General features: G+C 64.0%; 16 protein-coding genes. 11 read left to right on the plus strand and 5 right to left on the minus strand.

Annotation, left to right across the window (positions count from 1 at the left end; translation table 11 throughout):
- The first annotated feature begins 15 nt into the window (after positions 1-15).
- The 3 genes from carA (at position 16) to greA (ending at position 5,069) form a co-directional block, all read left to right on the plus strand.
- Positions 16-1,257: a glutamine-hydrolyzing carbamoyl-phosphate synthase small subunit gene (gene carA, locus HBA54_RS09005; RefSeq protein WP_167223594.1), complete on the plus strand. Its 1,242-nt coding sequence runs from the start codon at positions 16-18 to the stop codon at positions 1,255-1,257.
- The gene (gene carB / locus HBA54_RS09010; RefSeq protein WP_167223596.1) at positions 1,241-4,516 is read left to right on the plus strand and encodes a carbamoyl-phosphate synthase large subunit; all 3,276 of its coding nucleotides are present in this window, start codon (positions 1,241-1,243) and stop codon (positions 4,514-4,516) included. The genes carA and carB overlap by 17 nt, the downstream gene beginning before the upstream one ends.
- Positions 4,517-4,592: 76 nt before the next feature.
- On the plus strand, positions 4,593-5,069 hold the full coding sequence (greA, locus tag HBA54_RS09015) for a transcription elongation factor GreA (protein ID WP_167223598.1): 477 nt from the start codon (positions 4,593-4,595) through the stop codon (positions 5,067-5,069).
- A gap of 27 nt (positions 5,070-5,096) precedes the next feature.
- Here the strand turns inward: greA and HBA54_RS09020 are convergent, their stop codons facing one another.
- Together HBA54_RS09020 and HBA54_RS09025 are read right to left on the minus strand one after the other, a co-directional pair.
- Complete coding sequence (locus HBA54_RS09020) at positions 5,097-5,630, minus strand: GNAT family N-acetyltransferase (protein ID WP_167223600.1); 534 nt, start codon at positions 5,628-5,630, stop codon at positions 5,097-5,099.
- A gap of 14 nt (positions 5,631-5,644) precedes the next feature.
- Entirely contained in the window at positions 5,645-6,142 is a 498-nt protein-coding gene (locus HBA54_RS09025; protein ID WP_167223602.1) for an Lrp/AsnC family transcriptional regulator, read from the minus strand.
- Positions 6,143-6,376: 234 nt separating this feature from the next.
- Here HBA54_RS09025 and HBA54_RS09030 point away from each other — a divergent pair, with 234 nt between their 5' ends.
- The 4 genes from HBA54_RS09030 to HBA54_RS09045 all read left to right on the plus strand — a co-directional run bounded on the left by HBA54_RS09030 (position 6,377) and on the right by HBA54_RS09045 (position 11,705).
- Entirely contained in the window at positions 6,377-7,375 is a 999-nt protein-coding gene (locus HBA54_RS09030; RefSeq protein WP_205944505.1) for a mitochondrial fission ELM1 family protein, read from the plus strand.
- 119 nt (positions 7,376-7,494) lie between these two features.
- On the plus strand, positions 7,495-8,151 hold the full coding sequence (locus tag HBA54_RS09035; protein ID WP_167223604.1) for a 2OG-Fe(II) oxygenase: 657 nt from the start codon (positions 7,495-7,497) through the stop codon (positions 8,149-8,151).
- Between the two features lie 48 nt (positions 8,152-8,199).
- Positions 8,200-10,110, plus strand: coding sequence for a hypothetical protein (locus HBA54_RS09040; RefSeq protein WP_167223606.1), 1,911 nt, complete (start codon positions 8,200-8,202; stop codon positions 10,108-10,110).
- Positions 10,111-10,457: 347 nt separating this feature from the next.
- The gene (locus tag HBA54_RS09045) at positions 10,458-11,705 is read left to right on the plus strand and encodes an MFS transporter (RefSeq protein WP_167223608.1); all 1,248 of its coding nucleotides are present in this window, start codon (positions 10,458-10,460) and stop codon (positions 11,703-11,705) included.
- Between the two features lie 25 nt (positions 11,706-11,730).
- On the opposite strand, the gene HBA54_RS09050 is transcribed toward HBA54_RS09045, so the two are convergent.
- Together HBA54_RS09050 and HBA54_RS09055 are read right to left on the minus strand one after the other, a co-directional pair.
- Positions 11,731-11,904 carry a hypothetical protein gene (locus tag HBA54_RS09050; RefSeq protein ID WP_167223610.1) on the minus strand — a complete coding sequence of 58 codons (174 nt, stop codon included), beginning with the start codon at positions 11,902-11,904 and terminating at the stop codon, positions 11,731-11,733.
- Positions 11,905-12,024: 120 nt separating this feature from the next.
- The gene (locus tag HBA54_RS09055) at positions 12,025-12,525 is read right to left on the minus strand and encodes a GNAT family N-acetyltransferase (RefSeq protein ID WP_167223612.1); all 501 of its coding nucleotides are present in this window, start codon (positions 12,523-12,525) and stop codon (positions 12,025-12,027) included.
- Between the two features lie 191 nt (positions 12,526-12,716).
- Here HBA54_RS09055 and trxB point away from each other — a divergent pair, with 191 nt between their 5' ends.
- The 3 genes from trxB to HBA54_RS09070 all read left to right on the plus strand — a co-directional run bounded on the left by trxB (position 12,717) and on the right by HBA54_RS09070 (position 17,395).
- Entirely contained in the window at positions 12,717-13,703 is a 987-nt protein-coding gene (gene trxB, locus HBA54_RS09060) for a thioredoxin-disulfide reductase (RefSeq protein ID WP_167223614.1), read from the plus strand.
- 173 nt (positions 13,704-13,876) lie between these two features.
- Complete coding sequence (locus HBA54_RS09065; RefSeq protein WP_167223667.1) at positions 13,877-14,767, plus strand: LysR family transcriptional regulator; 891 nt, start codon at positions 13,877-13,879, stop codon at positions 14,765-14,767.
- 477 nt (positions 14,768-15,244) lie between these two features.
- Positions 15,245-17,395, plus strand: coding sequence for a B12-binding domain-containing radical SAM protein (locus tag HBA54_RS09070; RefSeq protein ID WP_167223616.1), 2,151 nt, complete (start codon positions 15,245-15,247; stop codon positions 17,393-17,395).
- A 39-nt stretch (positions 17,396-17,434) separates the two neighbouring features.
- Here the strand turns inward: HBA54_RS09070 and msrP are convergent, their stop codons facing one another.
- Positions 17,435-18,442, minus strand: a complete 1,008-nt coding sequence (gene msrP, locus HBA54_RS09075; protein ID WP_167223618.1) for a protein-methionine-sulfoxide reductase catalytic subunit MsrP — start codon at positions 18,440-18,442, stop codon at positions 17,435-17,437.
- A 254-nt stretch (positions 18,443-18,696) separates the two neighbouring features.
- Here msrP and HBA54_RS09080 point away from each other — a divergent pair, with 254 nt between their 5' ends.
- Positions 18,697-20,181, plus strand: coding sequence for a sensor histidine kinase (locus tag HBA54_RS09080; protein ID WP_167223620.1), 1,485 nt, complete (start codon positions 18,697-18,699; stop codon positions 20,179-20,181).
- The last annotated feature ends 261 nt before the right edge of the window (positions 20,182-20,442 follow it).

The raw sequence follows: 20,442 nt of genomic DNA on the forward strand, positions 1-20,442 counted from the left end.
TCGAGGATCCGCTTCATGAAGGCTGTCAAATCCAGTTCCAACCCGTCCGGTCAGGACGGGCCGCAATTTGCTGCGCCAAAGCCCGGTTTCGGCGAGGCCGCGCTGGTTTTGGCCGACGGCACCCTGTTCCGCGGCAAGGGGCTGGGCGCAACCGGCCATGCGGTGGGCGAGGTCTGCTTCAACACCTCGATGACCGGCTATCAGGAGATCGCCACCGATCCTTCCTATGCCGGGCAGATCATCACCTTCACTTTTCCCCATATCGGCAACGTCGGCACCAATGCCGAGGACATTGAAACGAAGACCCCCGCCGTGCGCGGGCTGGTGCTGCGCGCCGCAGTGACCGAGCCGTCGAGCTGGCGCGCCGCCCAGCATCTGGATACCTGGCTGAAATCCCACAATCTGGTGGGCCTGGCCGGAGTCGATACCCGGGCGATCACCCGGCGTATCCGTGAACTGGGCGCGCCCAAGGGCTGCATCGTGCACTTCGCGGACAACGAAAATACGGCCGATGTCGCCGCCTTGCAGGGCCGGGCCGCCGACTGGCCGGGGCTGGAGGGCATGGACCTCGCCGCCGAAGTCTCCTGCCGGCAGACCTACAAATGGTCGCAGACCAACTGGGCGCTGGGCCGGGGCTACGGCGACCTGGGCCAGGCAAGGCACCGCGTCGTCGCCGTCGACTTCGGCGCCAAGCACAACATCCTGCGCTGCCTGGCGAGCTTGGGCTGCGACGTCACGGTGGTGCCGGCCGACGCCTCGGCCGAGGACATTCTGGGCCACGATCCCGACGGCATCTTCCTCTCCAACGGCCCGGGCGACCCGGCGGCGACCGGCGTCTACGCCGTGCCGACGGTCAAGGCGCTGATGGACAGCGGCCTGCCGATCTTCGGCATCTGCCTGGGCCATCAGATCCTCGCCCTGGCGCTGGGGGCGCGGACGGAAAAAATGCACCTGGGCCATCGCGGCGCCAACCATCCGGTGAAGGACCTGGAGACCGGCCGGGTGGAGATCACCAGCCAGAACCACGGCTTCCAGGTATTGGCCGACAGCCTGCCCAAGGGCATCGAGGAGAGCCATGTCTCGCTCTTCGACCGCTCCAACGAGGGCCTGCGCGTTACCGGCCGGCCGATCTTTTCCGTGCAGTACCACCCTGAGGCCTCACCCGGCCCGCAGGACAGCCATTACCTTTTCCAACGCTTCGTCGACATGATCGAAGCAGAGAAAGCCGCCAAGCCAAAGAATGCCCAAGCGCACTGACATCAAATCCATCCTCATCATCGGGGCCGGGCCGATCGTTATCGGCCAGGCCTGCGAGTTCGATTATTCCGGAGCGCAGGCCTGCAAGGCGCTGAAGGAGGAGGGCTACCGGGTGATCCTGGTGAACTCCAACCCCGCCACCATCATGACCGACCCGGACCTGGCCGACGCCACCTATGTGGAGCCGATCACCCCGGCCATGGTCGCCAAGGTGATCGAGCGCGAGCGGCCCGACGCGCTGCTGCCGACCATGGGCGGGCAGACCGCGCTCAACACCGGCCTGGCGCTCGACCGCGACGGCACCCTGGAAAAGTTCGGGGTCGAGATGATCGGCGCCAAGGGCGACGTCATCGACAAGGCCGAAGACCGCCAGCGCTTCCGCGAGGCGATGGACAAGATCGGCCTGAAGTCGCCGCGCTCCCACCTCGTCAATTCCTTCGAGGCGGCCGCCGAGGCGCTGCCCAAGGTCGGGCTGCCGGCGATCATCCGGCCCTCCTTCACCCTGGGCGGCACCGGCGGCGGCATTGCCTACAACCCCGATGAGTTCGAGGAGATCGTCAAGGGCGGCCTGCGCGCCTCACCCACCAGCGAGGTTCTGATCGAACAGTCGGTCCTCGGATGGAAGGAATACGAGATGGAGGTGGTCCGCGACTGCGCGGACAACTGCATCATCATCTGCTCGATCGAAAACGTCGACCCCATGGGTATCCACACCGGCGATTCGGTGACCGTCGCCCCGGCGCTGACCCTGACCGACAAGGAATACCAGATCCTGCGCGACGCCTCGATCGCGGTGCTGCGGGAAATCGGCGTCGACACCGGCGGCTCCAACGTGCAGTTCGCCATCAACCCCGATGACGGCGAGTTGGTGATCATCGAGATGAACCCACGGGTCTCGCGCTCCTCGGCGCTGGCGTCCAAGGCGACCGGCTTTCCCATCGCCAAGATCGCCGCCAAGCTGGCCGTCGGCTACACCCTGGACGAGCTGGACAACGACATCACCAAGGTGACCCCGGCCTCTTTCGAGCCGACCATCGACTATGTCGTCACCAAGATGCCGCGCTTCACCTTCGAGAAGTTTCCCGGCGCCGTGCCCCATCTCACCACCTCGATGAAATCGGTCGGTGAGGCCATGGCCATCGGCCGCTGCTTTGCCGAGTCGCTGCAAAAAGCCCTGCGCTCCATGGAAACCGGCCTGACCGGCCTGAACGAGGTCGATATCCCCGGTGCCCTGACCAGCGACGGCAAGGTCGACCGCGACGCCATCCGCACGGCGCTGGCGGCGCCGCGGCCCGACCGCCTGCTGACCATCGCCCAGGCCCTGCGCCACGGCCTGAGCCTGGAGGAAATCCAGGAGACGACGCACTTCGATCCCTGGTTCCTGGAACGGGTCGTCGAACTCGTTGCCGCCGAACAGGCTGTGCGCGACCACGGCCTGCCGGTCGACCGCGCGGGCTGGCTGGCGGTGAAGCAGCTCGGCTTTTCCGATGCCCGCCTGGCCGAGCTGGCCGGCACGCAGGAAGCCGCTGTCGCCGAACAGCGCCGCGCCAGCGATGTCGTGGCCGTCTACAAACGCATCGACACCTGCGCTGGTGAGTTCCCCTCCATCACGCCCTACATGTACGCCACCTACGAAGGGGGCCATGAGGGACCGGAAGGCTACCGCCCCGCCGAATGCGAAGCCGACCCCAGTGAGCGCGACAAGGTGATGATCCTGGGCGGCGGACCCAACCGCATCGGCCAGGGGATCGAATTCGACTACTGCTGCGTTCACGCCGCCTACGCGCTTGCCGAGGCCGGCTATGAGACGATCATGGTCAACTGCAATCCGGAAACCGTGTCGACCGACTACGACACCTCCGACCGTCTCTATTTCGAGCCGCTGACCGCCGAGGACGTGATCGGCATCGCGCGCCGCGAACAGAGCCGCGGCACCCTTAAGGGTGTGATCGTGCAACTCGGCGGGCAGACGCCCCTGAAGCTTTCCCACGCCCTGGAGGCCGCGGGCATTCCGATCCTCGGCACCTCGCCCGACGCCATCGATCTGGCGGAGGACCGCCGGCGTTTTCAGGTCCTGCTCAACGACCTGGGCCTGCGCCAGCCACCCAACGGCACAGCGACATCGCGCGAGGAGGCCCTCGCGGTGGCGGATCGCATCGGCTATCCGGTCCTGATCCGCCCGTCCTACGTGCTGGGCGGCCGCGCCATGGAGATCGTCCACGAACAGGCCCAGCTTGAACGCTACATCGCCACGGCGGTGAAGGTTTCGGGCCGCAACCCGGTCCTGATCGACAGCTATCTGCGCGACGCCATCGAGGTGGATGTCGATGCGCTCGCCGACGGCGAAGCGGTCTTCATCGCCGGAGTGATGGAGCATATCGAAGAGGCCGGCATTCATTCCGGCGATTCGGCCTGCTCCCTGCCGCCGCACACCCTGGACCCGGCCCTGGTCGCCGAAATCGGCCGCCAGACCGAACAGTTGGCCCATGCGCTGGGGGTTGTCGGCCTGATGAACGTGCAGTTCGCAGTCCAGGACGAGGATATCTACATCCTGGAGGTGAACCCCCGGGCCAGCCGCACCGTTCCCTTCGTCGCCAAGGCGACCGGCCTGCCCATCGCCAAGATCGCCGCCCGGGTGATGGCCGGCGAGAAACTGTCCGATTTCGACCTGACCAGGGGCAAAAACGACCATGTCGCGGTGAAAGAGGCGGTCTTCCCCTTTGCCCGCTTCCCCGGGGTGGACGTGATGCTGGGCCCGGAAATGCGCTCGACCGGCGAGGTCATGGGCCTGGACAGCGACTTTGCCCGGGCTTTCCTGAAAGCGCAGCTCGGCGCCGGGGTCACGCTGCCGCCCAACGGCACCGTCTTCATCTCCGTCAAAGACGGCGACAAGGCCGCCATCGCCCCGGTCGCCCACGCCATCGCCGCCCTCGGTTTTCATATCGTGGCCACCGGGGGAACCGCAAAATATCTTTCCGATCAAGGACTTGACGTCGAACCGGTCAAGAAGGTCCGCGAGGGGCGCCCCAATATCGTCGACGCCATGAAATCCGGCCAGGTCCAGTTGGTCTTCAATACCACCGAGGATTCCAAAGCGATCGCCGATTCCTTCGAGCTCAGGCGCACGGCGTTAACCAATGCGATCCCCTACAGCACCACCTCGGCCGGCGCGCGGGCGGCTGTACAGGCTATTGAGGCGATGAATTCAGGCGACCTTGCAGTTGCCCCTCTGCAGTCTTATTTTAGATCTTCGTCTTAGTGTTGCAGGCTTTACAGCCTCGCCAAATCAGGCACACTTGTTCTCTTAGGCATAAAGAAACATCAGGCTTGCTCCCATGAGCGACAAAGTACCAATGACGGCTCAAGGCTATACCGACCTTGAGGAAGAACTGCGTTATTTGAAGACCACGGCGCGGCCGGCGGTGATTCGTGCAATCGCCGAGGCCCGCGAGCACGGGGACTTGTCCGAGAACGCCGAATACCACGCCGCGCGTGAACGCCAGAGCTTCATCGAAGGCCGGGTGATCGAGCTTGAGGACAAAATCGCCCGGGCCGAAGTCATCGACGTCGCCACCCTGGACGGCGACACCGTGAAGTTCGGCGCCACCGTGACCCTGGTGGACGAAGACACCGACGCCGAAACCGCCTACCAATTGGTGGGGGAAACCGAAGCGGACGTGAAAGCCGGCCGCCTGGCCATCACCGCGCCCCTGGCCCGTGCCCTGATCGGCAAGGAGGTCGGGGATTCGGTCGAGGTGATGACCCCCGCCGGCTCCAAGGCCTACGAAATCCTGAAAGTCCAATACGTCTGAGACCGGCCTGTCCGAGCAGGTTTCGCGTCACGCAGGCTTTTGCGTGAGCTCCAGCACGGCCTCGCACTCGCCGTCGATGACGCGGCCGGTTCTGACGAAACCGCAACGCCGGTAGAACGGTTCGGGCCCGCCTTCGGCATCGACAAAGGTAAGATAGAGACGGGCATAACCGCTCGCCCTTGCGATCCGGATCAGGACATCCATGAGCCGGTAACCGATGCCCTTGCCCTGATGCTGCTGGCCGATCATCAGCCGCCAGATGAAAAGACCGTCCTGCCAGTCCGCGGCGCCCGGGTCGGCGCCGACCGGATCGTCATTGCGAAGATCATGCAGCATGACAAAACCGACCGCCTCGCCATCCAGACAGACCGCCCGGAACCAGGCGCCCTCGTGGTAGTGCCCCTGGACAATCGACTTCGCGTTGTCGGCGACGAAACGCTCCTGGCCCTCCGCCAGCTTCAGCTTCAGCACCGCGAGATAGTTGTCGACATCGATCTCGACCAACCGCAGCGCGTCATCGGGGGACGGGTTGTAGAGGATTTGAGATTCAGGAATCGCCATCAACCGACGGCCACTCAGTCCGCCGCCGGCTCCAGGCCCTGATCGACATCGATCGGCACGCCAGGGGTCGACTTGGCGGTACGGATAACCTGGATGGTCTTCACCGTCACCACGTGGGGGGCGGAGGTCAGGCGCTGGGTCAGCTCGTTCTCGTGGGCGGTGTTGCGCGCCACCAGGCGCAGCACGAAGTCGTCCGGCCCGCGGGCCATGTGGCATTCGCGCACCTCCGACCAGCCGCCGACCAGGTTCTCGAACTCGTTCAGCACCGCTTCGGACTGGCTGTCGAGGCCGATCAACGCGAAAAAGGTCACCTCGAAGCCCAGAGCCTCGGCCTGCAGATCGGCGTGATAGCCGCGAATGAAGCCCGCCTCTTCCAAGGCGCGGACGCGGCGCAGGCAGGGCGGCGCGGAAATTCCCGCCCGCCGGGCCAGTTCCACATTGGTGATGCGCCCGTCCTCCTGCAGGTCCTGAAGGATCTGCAGGTCAATTCGGTCCAGTTTGACCCGACGCATAGGCACCTCGTGGAAACGCTGTGGATTAGCGGTTGTTAAAAGATCGCGCCCCTGCGGATGAGCCGCGCGCAACAATATTACCGACCGGCCGAGTCGGTGCAAGCCTGTTCGGCGCCGATTACCTGTGTGTAAAACACGCCCGGCGGCAGGCTTGCACGCTGCCGGGCGCGCGGCCATAGTCGCGCCGCCATGATTGGACAAGACAGCCAAAGCGACGCCCGCCCCGGAGCGTCGATGCAACACGATCAGAACCCGCTGGATAGCCTTTCCTGCTGGGTCGTGACCGACGGCAAGGCCGGTATGGAGATCCAATGCCTCGGCCTCGCCGAGGCCATCGGCCTGACGCCGCAGGTCAAACGGGTCCAGGTTACCAAGCCCTGGCGCTGGCTGCCGCCCGGCCTGATAACCGATCCCTTGGGAACACTGGGCCCCAAGGGCGACCGCCTGACCCCGCCCTGGCCCGACCTCTGGATCGCCAGCGGGCGCCAGACCGTGCCGCTCAGCCGCGATATGCGCAAGATCTCCGGCGGGCGCTGTTTCACCGTGCAGGTTCAGAACCCGGCGATCGACCCGGCCCGCGTCGATCTGGTGATCACTCCCGATCATGACCTGCTGAACGCCCCCAATGTGCTGTCGACCCGCGGCGCCCTGGGCCGCATAACGCCTGAGCGCCTGGCCGAGGCCTCGGCGGCCTTTTCCGCGCGCTACGCCGCCCTGCCGAGGCCGCGGATCGCGGTTCTGATCGGCGGCGACAACAAGGTCTTTCGCATGACCGCCGCGATCATGACCCGGCTGACCGAACAACTTGCCCGCCTGTCGCGGGAGCACGGCTATGGGCTGATGATCACACCGTCACGGCGCACCGGCGCGCGCAACGAAGCGATCCTGCGCCGCGGCCTTGCCGGCCTGCCGGCCGATATCTGGGATGGTTCCGGCGAGAATCCCTACTTCGGGATCCTGGCCCTGGCCGACAGCATCGTGGCCACCGGGGATTCGGTGAACATGGTCTCAGAGGCGGCCAGTACCGGAAAACCCGTTCATATCGTCGAGCTGCAGGGCGGGTCGGCCAAGTTCAGCCGCTTCCACGGCTCCCTGCAGGCCGCCGGGATCACCCGGCCCTTCACCGGGGCGCTGGAGAACTGGTCCTACGCCCCCCTCGCCGAGACCCAGCGCGTCGCCGGCGAGATCCGCCGGCGCCTGATCGACCGGCAGGCGCGCGCCCTCGACAAGTGATGGGGCTGCGGCTGACAACGCGGTTGCCGTGCTTTGGGGTGACTATTGATCCGGCTCAATTGATCTTTCGGCCCACTGCCTATAAGTAAGGAAATCCGCCGCTTTTATGGAATCCGACCTTGGCAAGCCCTGCCGCCGATACGCCGCACCCGTCCCCACTGGATCTGGAGCGCTTCGCCGCCACGCCGCTGCAGCGCCAGCCCTTTGATTTTGTGATCGTTCCCGGCTTCCTGCAGGCCACGGCCCTGCCCGCCATCGAGCAGGATTTCCCGGAGATCACCAAGGGCGGCAGCTTCCCGGCGCAGAGCCTGAGCTTTGGCCAGCGCTTCGCGAACCTCTTGGCCGAGCTGCAGAGCCCCGGGGTCACGGACGCCTTTGCCGAAAAATTCGCCCTGGACCTGTCCGGCCGTCCGACCATGGTGACCTTGCGGGGCCAGTCGCGCGCCAAGGACGGGCAGATCCACACGGATTCACGATCCAAGCTGGTCACCGCCCTGATCTATCTGAACAGCCAATGGGAATCCGACGGCGGACGCCTGCGCATGCTGAACAGCCCCGACGATTTGGAGGACTATGCCGCCGAGGTGCCGCCCCAGGCCGGTACCCTGGTGGCCTTTCGCTGCAGCGAGCAGGCCTACCACGGCCACAAGCCCTTCGTCGGCCAGCGCCGCTCCATACAGCTCAACTGGCTGACCGACGAGACGGTGCTGAAGCGCGAACTGAAGCGCCACAGTTTTTCCGCCTGGACCAAACGGATCCTGGGCTTCGGCGCGTAGCGTCCACCACTCTTTCAGATCCGCCTGCAAGAAAGTATCCTCACCGCCATGGCGCTAAACATCGAAACCTTCAGCAACGCAAAAGGCGGCAACGCCTTCTTCAAGGCCATCGGCCATCCCCTGGCGGCGCGCAAGGCCACCGCCCTGCTGGCGGATCTGAAGGCCGCGCCGCTGGCGATCTACGACCCCCTGGGTTTTGCCAGGGCCTTCGCGGAAATCTACGATCTCAGCGGCCTGGATATCCAGGCGGTCTATGTGCAGGACCTGGAGGAGATCGGCAGCGAGATCCTCGGCCAGAAAGCCCAGCCGGTGACCGACCTGGCCGCGGCGGCGGCCACCAAGGTCCTCGTCACCGCCTTTGACGCCGAGCGCCTGATCGCCCATGTCCGCCATCTGCTGCCGGCCGGGACCGAGGTCGTCAGCCTGGATGAAATGCGCCTGCCGGAGGCCATGCTGACCAACCGGCGCAACTATCTCGACAGCCTGAACTTCGCCACCAACCTGGTGTTCTTCCGCGACGGCGACGGCCATCACACACGCCTTGCCACCGCCAACTACTGGTCGGCCTACGGTGCCAGGGCGCCCCAGGCCTGGTGCTGCCTGATGGACGCGCAGGGCACGGTCCTGGCCGAGTGGCAGGACGCCCTGCCCGGCGCCAACGCCAGCGTGGTCATCGACTCCAAGGAACTGCGCGAACGCTTCGGCCTCTACACTTTCACCGGCAGCCTGTTCCTGCACATCTGCGGCATCGCCGGGCACGACATCGTCAAGTACGCGCTGGACACCTATGGCGACGACGACGCGGTTCTGTCCTGCACCCACGACGCCAACTCCTGGCCCGCCGACCTCTACGGCGGCCTGCCCGCGCCCAAAGAGGGCGAGCAGGTGCTGCTCTGGGTACAGAACAGCCACCCCGCAGCGGTGCCCGCCGGCAGCGTCGGCCTGAACCTGATGGGCGACGACGCCATTGCCTGGCTCGACGAAGAAATCCCGCCCTTCGGCACCCGCGCCATCGATACCGCCGCGCTGTTGCCTGCGGCGCGCTGGCCGCAGCAGATCGAAGTGCAGGCCGGCAAGCATTTCGTGCGCCCGCGCTACGAAGTGATCGCCAACGGCGCCACCAATCCGCCGCGCCGGCGCATCGCCCACGCCAACGTCGAACGCGTCGACCTGAAGCCCGACCCGCGCATCCCCGAACTCGCCAACCTGCTGGGCAAGGGCTTCATCCTGCCGGCGCCGATCCTGCCGCGCGAGCGCTTCCGTTCCATCGCCCTGCCGACACCGATGTCGACCTGTCAGGCGAACCTGCCGCTGGCCCTCTTCGCCTACGATCCCCAGGGCAAGGAGATCGGCGTGAAGCGCCTGGGCAAGCTGCCGCGCAACCACGCGACCTCGGTCGACATCGCCGACATTCTGGATGGGCAGGATCTCGACTGGGGCCACATGGAACTGGTCTACGACTTTGCCGAGGGCGGCGAGGCCGACGGCTGGCTGCACGGCCTCTTCCGCTATGAGGACAAGACCTCCGGCCATATCGCCGAAACCTCCTTCGGCGCCCATGTGTTCAACACGGTGATGACCTACAAGGGCGAGCCGCAGTCCTACGCCGGGCGCCCGCCGGGGCTGTCGACCCGCCTCTTTCTCTCCTTCGGGCCGCAGCCCTACAGGCCGCTCTGCCACCTGATCTATCCGGCCTCGACCCCCTGGCACGCGAAAAGCCAGACCAATCTGATGCTGCACGACGCCAACGGCGACCTGATCGCCGAACAGGAGGTGCAGATCGCCTGCGGCGGCTCCCTGCTGTGGCAACCGGCGGATTACTTCTCGGCCACAGAAATCGAAACCGCCGGGCCCAAGGGCTACGTCATCATCCGCGACACCACCTGCCGCCTGTTCGGCTACCACGGCCTGATGAACGGCGAGAAGGCCTTCTCCTTCGACCACATGTTCGGGTTTTAGAGAGGCCGGTTTCAGGCCTACGCGAGCAGCACCCGGATCGCATTGGCGCGGATCGTCTTCGAAGCCGCCGCCGATTATCTCTGGGCCGCCTGCTCGGTCCAGGCCTGGAGCCTGCTGGTGAAGGAACGCGGCTGGAGCCCGGCGGCGGCTTCGAAGACGATCCCCGGGGGGTGGCCCCCCCGGGGATCAACCCCAATGCTTACGCAATTCGGGCCGATCACCAACATGCAAGGGCCGGGGTGAGGGGGAGGAACCGCACCGCGCTCACTAAGCTTGGCAGAGCTTCCAAACTCGGTTAGGGGAGCAGTATCGCTTTTTGCTGACCCTGTCTGAAGGAGCCCCCGCCGGTGCTGCGCCGCGCCATCCTCGAATCCTGGCCATTGTTCCTCGGCATGCTTTTGCTGATGGTGAGCAACGGCCTGATGGTGACCCTGGTCACCCTGCGCGCCACCGACCTGGGCTTCACCCAGACAGAAATCACCTTCATGCAGTCGGCCTATCCCCTGGCCGCCCTCTTCGGCTGCATCGCGGCGCCCAAGATCGTTGCGGCGGTCGGCCATATCCGCAGCTTCGGGGCGCTGGCCTCGCTCTGTTCCATCGCCGCGCTGGTCCACATGGTGACCGCCGATCCCTACAGTTGGGCCGCCATGCGGGGCCTGGCCGGGTTCTGCTTTCCCGGCCTCTACGTGGTGGCGGAAAGCTGGCTGAACGGGCGCGCCGACAACCACACCCGCGCCGCGCTGCTGTCGGTCTACTTCATCACCCAGACCGGCGGGGCGGCGCTCGGCCAGTTCCTGCTCTACCTGCCCGACAGCCAGGGCACCCTGCTGTTCGTCATCGTCTCGGTGCTGATCTCCCTCTCGCTGGTACCGATGCTGCTCTCGGCCCGGCAGAGCCAGAGCTTCGAGGAGCCGGCGCGCCTCAGCGTGCGCGAGCTGTTCCGCATCTCGCCGCTCGGCCTCTCGGTCGGCTTCCTGAACGGCCTCTCGCAGGGGGCTTTCTACGTCGGCCTCGGCCTCTTCGGCATCGCGCTGGGCCTGCCCGGCGACCAGGTCGGCCTGCTGGTCGCCGCCGGCACCTTGGGCGGCATGCTGGCGCAGTTTCCGCTGGGCGCGCTTTCCGACCGCATCGACCGGCGGCTGGTGATCGCCGGCGCAGCGGGCCTGGCCTTTCTCGCCAGCCTTGCGGTCGGCTTCGGCAGCGAGATGGCGGACAAGACGATTGCGACAAGCGGTTGGTTGTTCGCCGCCGTCGGCCTTGTCGGCGCCTTCATGCTGCCGCTCTACTCGCTGGGAGTCGCGCACTGCAACGACCGCCTGGCGCCGGCCCAGATGGTGGCGGCCTCCGGCGCGCTGGTGCTGGTCATGAACTTCGGCATTTTCCTGGGGCCGCTGGCCGGCGGCCTCTCGATCACCTATCTGGGGGCGCCGGCGTTGTTCTTCTGCCTGGCGATCCTGCAGGCCGCCACCGCCCTGCTGGCGCTCTATCGCCTGGCCCTGGGTGAAAAGCGTGCAGAAGACACCGGCACCGCCCTGCCGGTCGGCCATGCCGCGACGCCGGTGGCCAGCCGCCTGAACCCCGAGGCCCGGGAGTAGGCGCAGGCATAGACGCCGTTGGGTCTTACAGGAACCAGAGGTTGCCCTGGCGCCACCACAGGAGGAGCGTGGCCAGCACAAGGCCCGACAAGGCGACCAGCAACAGCGAGGCCGTCAGACCGCGCCGGCCCGCACGCACCACCAGGGCACCGGCAACCGCAGACAGAACCGAACAGATAACAACAAAGGGAATAACCAACAGCACTCTCCTCTAGGGTGGGGATCGGTAACGCAACGCCCGGTGACTTATAAATTCAGCGTGACTTGGAAATTCAACCGCCGTCCAGGTCAAGCAGCTTCGCGCCTGGGTCCGCCATCGTCATTCGCCCCCAAGCTTCTTGACCAATCTGACGCCCAGCGGCTGAAAACCCTGTCGGAGGTAGGCGGCTTCCGCCGTTTCATTGCTCGCCAGCACACCGATGGTGACCTGCCTGTAGCCGCGCCGCGCCGCAATCTTTTCGGCAGCCGTCATGAGCGCCGCGCCGATGCCCCGGCGGCGCCAGGCCCCGTCCACCACCAGATCGCAGATATGGGCATGGGGCCGCGCCTCCGGCCGCAGATAGATCGCCCCCTCTTCAAAGGTCAGGGTCAGCAGGCCGACCACGGCCCGATCCTCCCCGGCCCCATCGACCTCGGCAACAAGACAAACACCTTGCGTCTCTGCCATCCGGGCCTCGGCGTTCGCCAGGCTGTCTTCGGCGCCGGCCCGGTCGCAGCGCCGGTCGCCGGTCAGGGCGTCCTCATAGCTGTTGAGCGCCTGGAACAGATCGATCAGGCGCTCCCGGTCACCGGGTTCGGCTTCTCTGGTGGTGACGGTCATGGGGCAGCCTTTTTCACGATCCTTGAAGTTGCGGCGCGCGGCACGATGGGGCGCATCGGCGGCAAGGTCAAGGAAGCCGCTTCATCCACAGATTTGGCAGCGATCAGGCACAAATCATGCCGATCGCCATCTTGCAGCGCCCCGCCGGGCTCTCTATTTTCTGAGGACAGCTTCAGTCAGGAGTCCCCAGCATGGCGCAAGCCGCAAAAGGCCAGGAACGGCACAGCAAGGTTCTCATCATCGGCTCCGGCGCCGCCGGATTGACCGCGGCAATCTATACCGCGCGGGCCAACCTGAAACCCCTGCTGGTCCACGGCCTGCAGCCGGGCGGTCAGATGACCATCACCACCGATGTGGAGAACTACCCCGGTTTCGCCGACGTCATCCAGGGCCCCTGGCTGATGGAGCAGATGCAAAAGCAGGCCGAGCATGTCGGCACCGAGTTGGTCTCCGACATCATCACCGAGGTCGACGTGACCCGCCGCCCCTTCGTCTGCAAGGGCGACAGCGGCACCACCTATACCGCCGACGCCATTGTCGTTGCCACCGGAGCACAGGCCCGCTGGCTGGGGATCGAGGGCGAGCAGAAGTTCAACGGCCGCGGGGTTTCCGCCTGCGCCACCTGCGACGGCTTCTTCTACCGCGACAAGGAGGTCGTGGTGGTCGGCGGCGGGAACACCGCCGTGGAAGAAGCGCTCTATCTCGCCAACATCTGCTCAAAGGTGACCCTGGTTCACCGCCGCGACAGCTTGCGCGCCGAAAAGATCGGCCAGGACCGCCTGTTCCGCCACCCCAAGATCGAGGTCCGCTGGAACGCGGTGATCGACGATATCCTGGGCGGCGACGGCCCGATGGACGGGGTCGAGGCGGTGCGCCTGCGCGACACCCAGTCCGGCGCGCTCAACGAGGTACCCTGCGAAGGCGTTTTCATCGCCATCGGGCACGACCCGGCCACGGCGGTCTTCAAGGGCAAGCTGGCGATGGATGACGAGGGCTACCTGCTCGCCGAATCCGGCGCTACCGGGACCTCGATTCCCGGCGTCTTCGTTGCCGGCGACTGCGTCGACAAGGTCTTTCGCCAGGCGGTGACGGCGGCCGGGATGGGCTGCATGGCGGCGCTGGAAGCCGAGAAGTATCTGGCGGAACTGGAAGATTCAGCCAGCGAGGCTGCGGAATAGCATCGCCGGAGCCGGTGAACTATACTGATTCGTGGTTTATCCGGAACAAACCGGTCTCTAATTCTGTCCATTTCCGGCAGGCGCCGCCTTTGGCACGCCGCCGCTGATCATGGGAGGCAAACGTGCTGGACGATGTTGGCCTGCCCCAAAAAAGGGGATTGGGCGCCACCATCATGGATTGGGACAAGCTGCGCATCTTCCACGCGGTGGCCGAGGCGGGCAGCTTCACCCATGCCGGCGAACTGCTGAACCTCAGCCAGTCGGCGGTCAGCCGCCAGATCTCGGCCCTGGAAGACAGCCTGAAGGTGCCGCTGTTCCACCGCCATGCGCGGGGCCTGATCCTCACTGAACAGGGCGAGCTGCTGTACCGCACGGCGCACGAGGTCTTCGGCAAGCTGGCCATGACCGAGGCCCAGCTGACCGAAAGCAAGGACCGCCCCAAGGGGCCCCTGAAGATCACCACCACCGTCGCCTTCGGCTCCCAATGGCTGGCGCCGCGGATGCATGAGTTCATCGAGGTCTATCCGGAGATCGAGTGCCATCTGCTGCTGCTGGACCGGGAAGTCGATCTCTCCATGCGCGAGGCCGACCTGGCCATCCGCTTCTCGCCGCCGCGCCAGGCCGATCTGATCCAGCGGCACCTGATGACCGTGCACATGCACATCTATGCCGCCGCCAACTACATTAAAAAGCACGGCGTTCCCCAGACCGCCGAGGAATTGGACAAGCATCGCATCGTCGTCTACGGCGAGGACGTGCGTCCGCCGGTGCCAGACGTCAACTGGCTGCTGCGCGTCGGCTTCAAAGAAGGCCACCTGCGCCGCCCGACGATGACCGTGAACAACGTCTACGGCGTCATGAAGGCGGTCCAATCGGGGGCCGGTATCGGCGCCCTGCCGGAATACATGAGCTACAACAACGCGGATCTGGTGGAAATCCTGCCGGAGCTGACGGGGCCGCAATTCGATGCCTATTTCGTCTACGCGGAAGAGATGAAGCGATCCAAGCGGATCTCGGTGTTTCGCGACTTCTTGCTACGGAAGGTTGCAGAGTCAAAATTTTAACAACGCCAGGGAGACACTGCAGCGCACGCTAAACGCGCCGTCCAGGCTTTGGCTCAATCGCTCTTTTCATAAATATTTCATACGGTTAAGAAGCTATGCAAGGCCCGCATATCACCACTGTCCATATGTATGTAGTAAAATAACCTCAAATACCTATTTTCAATCTATCGGATGTTGCGACGCAGCATCCCCCGAGTTTCCGGCATCCTCCCGCCGGCACTCAGTTCCGAGCGCCCCCCGCTCGGAGAAGGGCCTTACCGCAGGGTTCCCGCCTTGCACCTAGGTCCTACGTCTCCCAGACGTGAAGCCTCCCTGTTCAACTTGCCGGGCCCTCGTGGCCCGGCTTTTTTCTTTAGAGCGCCATCTGCTCGGCCCTCCACATACCCACAATGCGAGGCAAACGGCTTTTAACATGCCCTTAAGGGCATGCCGTTAAGGTTTACGCTTAACTAATCGTAAAAGTGGTGCCTTTTGCCGATGACTTCTGAAACCAGGATATTTCTAGCGGACCTCGCCCATACCTGCTCTGTAACCGACCGATCGCTTACGGTTCCGCTGGGTATTGGCTACATAAAGGCCCACTGCGACGCCACTTTCGGCGACGGCGTGGCGATCAGCCTGTTCAAGCACCCGGAGCGCTTGCTCGCCGCCGCGCAGGCGGAGCATCCCGATGTTTTCGGCTTTGCCAACTATGGCTGGAACGAAAACCTGAATCTTGAGATCGGCCGCCACATCCGCGAGACCTTCCCCGATGCCCTCATCGTTGCCGGCGGTCCCAATGTCGATCCGGAAGACGCCCTGCGCCTGCGTTTCCTGAAAAAGCACAGCTATATCGACTTCCTTGTGATCGACGGCGGCGAAGAGCCTTTTGCCGAATTGATTGAATGGCATCGCACGGCCGGCGGCGACTACGGCAAGTTGCCGAACAACCTGGTCTGGCGCGATGGCGATACCCTTCACGGCACTGCCGAACGAAAGCTGAAGAAGGTCATCGAGGGTATCCAGTCCCCCTACCTCAACGGCGACCTCGATGAGTTTCTCGCGGCGGGGATGGTTCCGCTTTTTGAGACCAATCGCGGCTGTCCTTTCCGCTGCACCTTCTGCGCCTGGGGCTCGGCCTCGAAGGACCTGGTCCGCCGCCTGGATCTCGATCAGGCATTGGCTGAGATCGCCTACGTCGGAGAACGCTCGAGCGCGCGCAACTGGATCGTCTGCGATGCCAACTTCGGGCTGCTGCCACGCGACATCGAACTCGCCAAGGCGATCCGCCAGGTCAAGGATGACTACGGCCACCCGGAGAAGTGTCACATCTGGCTCGCCAAGAACGTCACCGACCGCAACCTCGAAATCGGCGGCATACTGGGCGATATGATCGTACCCGTAATGGCCGTGCAGAGCCTGGACGAACAGGTCCTCGAGCACATCAAACGCGACAACATCTCGACCGAAACCTACAAGGCGTATCAGCAGAAGTTCCATCGCATGGGCAGCCGGACCTATTCCGACATGATCGTTCCCCTGCCCGGCGAGACCCTGGAGTCGCACCTTCTCGGCCTCCAGGCCTTGATGGGGCTTGGTGTCGACATCATTCAGAATCACAACATGCGCCTGCTTGCCGGCGCAGAGACCAACTCAACCGAAACCCGCGACAAGTTCAAGTTCTCGACCCGATACCGCCTGATCCACGGCGACGCGGGCCTCTATCGCGCAGCGGACGGTAAGGAGATCAGGGTTTTCGAGTACGAAGAAAGCCTTCGCTCGACCGACACCATGAGCGAAGAGGATCTGTTCTACCTGAGGAAGCTGCACTTCCTGGTGGATTTCTGCTGGAACACCCAGGTCTACTCACCCTTGCTCCGCCTCGGCCTCTCCTATGACATCAATCCGGTCGATGTGCTGAAAAAGGTCCTATCGGATGTAGATGAAGGAAAGCGGCCCGCTCTCGGCAGCTTCTTCGCTGAGTTCGAACGCCAGTCCCATGATGAGTGGTTTGACTCCGCCGAACAGATCGAAAGCCACTTCGCCGCTCCAAAACAATTCAGCCGGCTTCTCAATCAGGAATTTGAAAAGCTGAACATTCATTTCAGCGTTATCGCTTTGCGTGACTACAAGGACGCATTCGACACCGCGATCGCGGACATTCTAGGCGATTTCGGGCTTATCCCGTCCGAGACACTGGCCAACAACGCCAAGCTTTGCTTCGCCCAGTTCCCGTCCCTATCCTCTGCGCCGCCCGATCGCCCCATAGAGGTTCCCTGCGATCTGCCCCGGCGCGAAAACAGCGCGCAGGAAACGATCGTTTCGGACGATGGGCAAAGAGCGATCTACCTGGTCGAGACCGCCGCGCGCCGGGAGCTGCGGGAAATGATCACGGCCGCGCAGGGGGTCACTCTCTCCAAGATCCTCAACACCCAAGGCATCTCGCTTCACGACCTGCGCCTTGAAGTGCGGGAAGACAACGCTGTCGGACAAGCTGTTCGCTGGGCCGCGGATATGCCGGCACGGCGCCGCCCTCAGAGCCACGGACCGCAACCCGCTGTTCAGCCCGGCACCATCGCCAAGCCCCAAAGCGATTCCGGCGCGCCTTCCCGGCGTGACGCCTCCCTATCCAACTTGCCGGGCACCTGAGGCTCGGCTTTCTGCTTTTCGGCTGAGGCTTCTTCGGCCTCAGATATACAAGCGGTCTTTTACCGGATCGAGATCCTTGTAGAGATCGGCGACGAATTCGCCGTAGCCGTTGTAGAGCAGCGTCGGCACCCGCTCATCGACACCCAGGACCCGTTCGGTCGCCTGGCTCCAGCGCGGATGAGAGACTTCCGGATTCACATTGGCCCAGAAGCCGTACTCGCTGCCCTGGATCTCCTCCCAGAAGGAGACCGGCCGCTGGTCGGTGAACTCGAAGCGGACAATGCCCTTGATATGCTTGAAGCCATACTTCCAGGGCACCGCCAGGCGCAGCGGGGCGCCGTTCTGCTTGGGCATCGGCTTGCCGTAAAGCCCGGTGGCGATGAAGGCAAGTTCGTTGGTCGCTTCGGCGAGGGTAAGGCCCTCGATATAGGGCCAGGGGTACCAGGCGGCATTCTGGCCTGAGGCCACGTCGCGATCCTCAAAGGTCACCATCTTCACGTATCTGGCCGAAGAAAGCGGCCTTGCCAGATCGACCAGCGCCTTCATCGGGAAACCGCTGTAGGGGACCGCCATCGACCAGGCTTCGACACAACGGTGGCGATAGAGCCGCTCTTCCAAGGGCATCTTGGCCAGCAGATCGTCAATCCCGATCTCCATCGGCTGCTCGACCATGCCGTCGATCGCCACGGTCCAGGGACGCAGCGGCAGGGCCTGGGCCTTTTGCCAGATGTTCTTGGAGGACCCGAACTCATAGTAATTGTTGTAGGTCGTTGCGAGGTTTTCCTCGGTCAGCGGCCGGTCGAGCGTATAGCGCGGATTCTGTTCCACCGGGTAGAGGCCGGCCGAAGGGTCGGCGGCGTCGCTGCCTTCCGCAGCCTCCGCCACCTGGGCCGGTCCGTCATCGCAAGCCGCCAGCAGGCCGCCCGCCCCCAGCAGCAGCGGCCCGGCGGCCACGGCCTTCAACAAGCTGCGGCGCTTGAGAAAGACACCCTCGGGAGTCGCCTGGGATTCCGGCAGTTCCCATCCGCGTTTGATCCGAACGAGCATAACACCCTCTCTCTAGCGACCGATTTCCTCGCTAGAGGAGGTAGCCCGCTCTCCGCCGACGGACAAGTCAACTAAATGCGAGCGTTCCCCGTCTGCGCGAAAAAAGGCCTGATTTCAGCCATTTGTACTCGGCCGACGCGATTAAACCCCGGTGAAGGTTAATCAATTCGAAAGAGCGTTTTGCTAATATGCCAAAGGAGCGGCATTCGTGACTCACCAGGACCCGTGACTCTTTCGGTTGATGCAATACCCAGATGGCTGAACAATCCCTACCTCTCACCAAGCGCTTCGCCTTGTTTGCCGGGCTGGTGGTCGTTGCCGCCAGCATGCTGATTATCGGGCTCTATAAGGAGATGGCGGCCGACGATCTGCAGGACATATCCGAACGCAGTAACAGCGCGGTCGCGCGGGTGTTCTCCAACGTGGTCTGGAACGCCCACGCCGGCTTCCTGACGACGGCCGACTTTCTGACACCGGAGGCCATCCGCCGTCACCCGGAAACCATCGCAATCCGCCAAAGCGTCCTCGACAGAATGCGCGACCTTTCGATTCTGAAGATCAAGATCTACAATTTGAATGGTCTGACCGTCTTTTCCACCGAGCCGAGCCAGATCGGCGAGGACAAGAGCGGCAACGATGGGTTTCTGGAAGCGCGCCTCGGACGCCTCGCCAACCGGCTGACCTACCGCGACAGTTTCAACGCCTTCGAGCGTGAAGTTGAAAACCGCGACATTCTGGAAAGCTATGTTCCGATCACCAGCGCGTCGGGCGCCATCGAAGGCGTCCTGGAAGTCTACTACGACGTCACACCCTTGATTGCCGCCATAAGACAGCGTCAACTGCTGTTGCAGGCTGCCGTCGGCAGCACGTTCCTGGTGCTCTACCTGATATTGATTTTCGCCGTCTGGCGCAGCGAAAAGCGTACCGAAAAGCACTACCACAAGAATCTGGACCTGGTGAGGACTGCGGCCAAGGCCGAGGAATCGAGCCGCATGAAGTCGGAGTTCCTGGCGACCATGAGCCATGAACTACGCACGCCGCTGAACGCGATCCTCGGCTTTTCCGAGATCCTCAAGGCGCAGATGCCCGGCACCAACGACGAAGAGACCCGGCGCGAATACGTCGACAACATCTGGTCGTCGGGCCGTCTGTTGCTGAACATCGTCGACGACGTACTGGATATGTCGAAAGTCGAGGCCGGCGAACTGACGCTCAACACCTCAGTCTTCGATCCCATCGCCCTGGCGGAGAGCTGCTGCCGATTGGTGGAAAATCAGGCGCTGGCCGAGGGTATTGCCCTGAACGCCGAAGTCGCCGCCGATCTGCCGCCGGCTTTCGGCGACGAGCGGCGCATCAAACAAGTCCTGCTCAACCTGCTGTCCAACGCCGTCAAGTTCACGCCCGCCGGCGGCAAGATTATGCTGTGGGTCGGCAGCGATCCTTCCGGCCACCTTCTGATGACCGTGACCGATACCGGCATCGGCATCGAAGCCGACGACATAAAAAAGGTCCTGTCACCCTTCGGACAGGTTGAATCCAGCTATGCCCGAAAGTTCGGTGGCACCGGCCTGGGTCTGCCCATCGCCAAATCGCTCATCGAGATGCATGGCGGCCGCTTCACCCTAGAAAGCAAACGCGACGTGGGGACCAAGGTCAGCGTCTGCCTGCCGCCCCTGCCGGCGGCTGAGGAAGAACGCCCCACAGACGCGCCATTGGCGCCGGTGGCCGTGCTCGCCTAGATCGGGTCATGTTTTGACGGAACCACTTTGTGGTTGCGCCAAAACATGTGAATCCGATCGACATCAAACGGTTAGAGCGGATTCACCCGGTCGATGGATCGCCTCCGGCGATTCCATCCGACCGGGATCTGCTCTAGCAGGCTGCTGAAAAAGGGCTCGCCGAAGTCTTTTGGTCGTGATTCTCTATGGCGTTTGGTTTGCGATCATGGAGGGCGCGATGCGGGGCGAGGATCGGGAGAGCGGAGCACTATTTTCGTATGT

It is taken from the genome of Pelagibius litoralis, from assembly GCF_011683915.1.
Lineage (GTDB): Bacteria > Pseudomonadota > Alphaproteobacteria > Kiloniellales > Kiloniellaceae > Pelagibius > Pelagibius litoralis.